General features: G+C 70.3%; 4 protein-coding genes and 2 pseudogenes. 3 read left to right on the top strand and 3 right to left on the bottom strand.

Going from position 1 to position 4,042, the window contains the following annotated elements; translation table 11 throughout:
* Positions 1 to 338: pseudogene (locus VGD93_RS16130) on the top strand (hypothetical protein); the annotation flags it as partial.
* 13 nt (positions 339 to 351) lie between these two features.
* Here the strand turns inward: VGD93_RS16130 and VGD93_RS16125 are convergent.
* Both VGD93_RS16125 and VGD93_RS16120 read right to left on the bottom strand, forming a co-directional pair.
* Positions 352 to 822, bottom strand: a complete 471-nt coding sequence (locus VGD93_RS16125; protein ID WP_395013189.1) for a cyclic nucleotide-binding domain-containing protein — start codon at positions 820 to 822, stop codon at positions 352 to 354.
* A 98-nt stretch (positions 823 to 920) separates the two neighbouring features.
* Entirely contained in the window at positions 921 to 2,012 is a 1,092-nt protein-coding gene (locus tag VGD93_RS16120; RefSeq protein WP_395013188.1) for a helix-turn-helix transcriptional regulator, read from the bottom strand.
* 216 nt (positions 2,013 to 2,228) lie between these two features.
* Here VGD93_RS16120 and VGD93_RS16115 point away from each other — a divergent pair, with 216 nt between their 5' ends.
* The gene (locus tag VGD93_RS16115; protein ID WP_395013187.1) at positions 2,229 to 3,008 is read left to right on the top strand and encodes a sugar transferase; all 780 of its coding nucleotides are present in this window, start codon (positions 2,229 to 2,231) and stop codon (positions 3,006 to 3,008) included.
* A 177-nt stretch (positions 3,009 to 3,185) separates the two neighbouring features.
* Positions 3,186 to 3,768: pseudogene (locus tag VGD93_RS16110) on the top strand (NADPH-dependent FMN reductase).
* 65 nt (positions 3,769 to 3,833) lie between these two features.
* Here the strand turns inward: VGD93_RS16110 and VGD93_RS16105 are convergent.
* Positions 3,834 to 4,042 (bottom strand): hypothetical protein (locus VGD93_RS16105; protein ID WP_395013186.1); only part of this gene is annotated, 209 nt, incomplete at its 5' end.

The raw sequence follows: 4,042 nt of genomic DNA, 5'->3' as shown, positions 1-4,042 counted from the left end.
CGGGCCCGGTGGCGCGCCTGCTGATCGGCGCCGGCCGCAGGAGCCTGCCGATCTACCTGCTGCACCAGCCGGTGCTGCTCGGCGCCCTCACCCTGTATCTGCAGTTCGCCCCGCCGGTGCTGCAGCCCGAAACGCCCAGCCGCGCCCAGAACTTCCTGCGCAGCTGCGAAGCGACCTGCACGGCGGAGCATGCCGGCGCCTATTGCACCACCTATTGCGGCTGCGCCCTCGAGCAGGTGGAAGCGGCCGACCTGTGGGCCCTGCTCGACAAGCCCGGCCCCGCGCGCGATGGCGCGCTGGCCCCGATCGCGGCGCTGTGCGGGGCCATGGCCAACTAGACGTGCGCCCGCCCTATTCGTGCGCGGCCTGCCGCGCGCCCGGTTCCGGCGGGACGGCACTGATGGCCGAGAAGATGCGGCTGAGCAGGCTCTGCTCGCCCGGCCGGCCCTGCGTCTCCTTCTTGAGCTCGACGAGGAGCGCCGAGGTCGCGTCGAGCCGGGCGCAGGCCAGCGTCGCCACCTGCAGCGCCACCAGCGGGGTGCGCTCGAGAAACGGGATCGGGTCCTCGATGACGCGCACCGAGACGGCGGTCTCGGCGCGCACGGTAGCGCTGTGGTCGGTGCCGAGCAGCACCGCCATCTCGCCGATCAGCGCCCCCGGCTCATCGATGCTGGCGATCACCACGCCCTCGCGCACGACGTCGAGGCGCCCCGATTCGAGGACGTAGAGTTCGCCGCCCTCGTCGCCCTCGGTGATCAGCGCCTCGCCCTGGTCGAGCGTGCGGCGCGGCTGGCTGCGGGTGAGGGCAAGCAGGCTGGACATCGTCGGTCTCCGGTCGCTGGCGTCGGGGGTCCGAGCAAAGGCCGGATCGGGGTCGGCGGTCAAGCCCGCTGCCGCCCCTGTCCCGCGCGCCGAGCCCGCTAGCCGCTGCGCTCCGGCAGTTGCGCCCCGCTGAGCAGCAGCACCAGTTCGGTCTGGCGATTGGTGCCGGTCTTGGCCATCACGCTCTTCAATTGCGTGCGCACCGTTTCGGTGGAAACCCCGGTCGCCGCCGCAACGCTTTCCACCGAGCCGCCGCGCACCAGCGCGGCCGCCACCCGCGCCTCGGCCGGCGTCAGGTCGAACAGCCCGTACAGCACCTCGCGCAGCGGCGCCTTCGGCATGGCGACGGCGGTGACGACGACGAGCGCGGCCGCGCGCCGGAAAATGTCGTTGGCGACGCCGCGGACAGGCACGACGTGCAGGACCAGCGGCGGCGCCGCCTCCAGCCCCGCCAGCGGAATCGAATTGACCTCCTCGGCGGCGCCGGCAGCGGCGGCGGTGAGGGCGGCGTGCAGCAGCTGGTCCGCCTCTTTGGTGGCGAGCGACAGCCTGCCGGCGGCGTCGAAGCGCACGCGCGGGGCCAACTGCTCGAATTCGTGGTTGGCCGCGAGCACGCGCCCGGCCCCGTCGATGACGGCGCCCGGGATGCCGATGGTCGCCAGCGCCTCGGCCTGGGTGCGGGCGGCGCGCAGGCCCAGCCGGTGGGCGACGAGCGCGGCGCGGGCGATATGGCGCCGGTAGGTATTGAGCCTGTGCACGGCGTGCCGGTCGAACGGGCCGTCTTCGCCGCGCAGGAAGCCCATCACCAGGAGGTCGCCGGTCGGCACCGCGATGACCGTGCCGACGGCGAAATGGAACCCGAGCGGGCGCAGGTGACGGCTGTAGAGTTCGTCCTCGCGCAGCTCACTTTCGGTCGCCAGGTCGCGGTCGCTGGCAAAGCCCGCCGGGGACTGCGTCAACGCCCGCCCGACCCGGACGCTGCGGCGAATCAGTTCGCGCGCGCTGGCGCTGGCATAGAGCTCTGCGACCGGCCCGGCGGTGGCGTGATGGGCGATGCCGGCATCGTTGACGGTATGCAGCACGCCGGCGTCGGCGTCGCACAGCCGCATCAGACGCTGCAGCACCGATGACCAGAGAGGGGGAAAGGCGGCAGATTCGTAGATTTCGCTGACAATATCTTCGTTGATCACGCCCTCACCCGAAATAAACGCGCAGGTGCTCGCGACTCGGACCCTAGCAAAAGGCCCTCCGCCGGGCCAGCGCAGGTGCGGTGGGCGCGACACGTGGCCGCTTTCACCCGAATGGGGGATGAGGCTAAGCATCCGTTAACTTACGTAAGGGAGACTACGGCACAGCCGGCGTGCCAACGTTACCATTTTGCCGGAACGCGAGCATGTTTCAGGGGATTGAGACTGCGCCATTCCACGGTTCTTGACACCCTCGACATCGGTATCGGCCTGCTCGGCGAGGCCCCGCAAGCGGCGGCGGCGACGGGGGACGACACGGTGACATGGTGCAGTGGGCTGCCGGCGCGCTGGCGCGACGGCTGGCCTGCCCCCGCCCCGGATGGCTGGCGGCGGCGAATGCAGCTCATCGCCAAGCGCGGCGTCGACATCGCACTTGCCGGCGGGGCGCTCCTCGCCCTGGCCCTGCCGATGGCGGCGGTCGCCCTCGCCATCCGCCTGACCAGCCCCGGCCCCGTGCTGTTCCGCCAGGAGCGGCTCGGCCATCACGGCCGCCCCTTCACGCTCTACAAGTTCCGCACGCTGCACGTCGAGGCGGAGGACCGCTCCGGCCTCTGCCAGCCGGTCGACGGCGACGGCCGCGTCACCCGCATCGGCGCCTGGCTCAGGCGCCGCAGCCTCGACGAGCTGCCCCAGCTCATCAATGTGCTCAAGGGCGAGATGTCGCTGGTGGGGCCGCGCCCGCACGTCGCGGGCATGCGCGCCGCCGGGATGGACTACCGGGACCTCGTCCCCTGGTACGACGCGCGCCACCAGATGAAGCCGGGGCTCTCCGGCTGGGCCCAGGCCAACGGCTATCGCGGCCCCACCGACGATGCCGGGGCGGCGCGCGCGCGCATCGCCCACAACATCGCCTATATCCAGAACTTCTCGCTCGTGCTCGACGTCGTCATCATCTGCCGCACGCTCAAGAACGAGATCCTGCGCGGCACCGGCAGCTGAGGCACCCGCCCCGGGCGGCGGCGCGCAAGGCGCCCACGAGGACAACCAACTGCCAACGGATGACCCGCCGACGCGGAGACGCTCTGCCGGGAAGCGCCCTGTGTGGCCGGCCGCGGGAACCTTTCGCGCCGACGCCTGTTGAGAGTCGCGCCCCGGATCATCGCGCCGGGTGCCCCGATGCAGGAGGGGACTTTGGCAGAAGTCACGGTAGGCTATTTCGTGGGCAGCCTGGCGAAAGGGTCGCTCAACCGCAAAATTGGCGAAGGCCCTGGTGCGACTGGCGCCGGCAGACATGCGGATGCAGGAGATCCCGTTTCGGGATCTGCCGCTCTACAGCTACGACTACGATGCAGATTTTCCCCCCGCTGCCCGCGACTTCAAGGCCGCCATCGCGGCGATGGACGCCGTGCTCTTCGTCACGCCGGAGTATAACCGGTCCATTCCGGGCGGGCTCAAGAACGCTATCGACTGGGCCAGCAGGCCCTATTCGCAGAACTCGTTCACGCGCAAGCCCTCGGCCAGCATCGGCACGTCGCCCGGGAAGATCGGCACCGCGGTCGCCCAGCAACACCTGAAGAGCATCATGAGCTTCTGCAATTCACCGATGATGAATGCCATCGAAGCCTATATCCAGTTTACGCCGGACCTCATTACCGATGACGGCGCGGTCACCCAGGAGTCCACCGAGGAGTTCCTGCGCCAGTACCTGGCCGAATTCCGTGATTTCATCGGGCGCGTATTGACGGTCTATCCGCGCTGACGCGGGGGAGCCGGGCATCATGGTGACGCGCCCGAGCGGGCGCGCCATCGGAAGGCACGAGCGACTCAGGCCGGGCTCGAGGAAACGACCTTGGGCGAGACATCGACGCCGGACGCAACATCCTGCGCGGCGGTCGCGATACGCTCGGCGCGGACAGGGTCGTTCATGTGAGTCGCAGCGACGACGATGACGTCGGCCACCTGCTGGCGGATGGCCGGCGGCAGCTGCGACGCGTTCTGGCCCAGGGTGACGACGAGGTCGGCGATCAGGTTGT

The organism is Devosia sp. (assembly GCF_036406155.1).
Taxonomy (GTDB): domain Bacteria; phylum Pseudomonadota; class Alphaproteobacteria; order Rhizobiales; family Devosiaceae; genus Devosia_A.
Note: the sequence above shows the minus strand (reverse complement) of the source record. Positions and strands in the feature narration are given on the sequence as shown.

What these genes read in the sequence shown, in the direction of transcription:
- VGD93_RS16125 (WP_395013189.1), bottom strand. Translation starts at nt 822, where the DNA reads ATGTCCAGCCTGCTTGCCCTCACCCGCAGCCAGCCGCGCCGCACGCTC.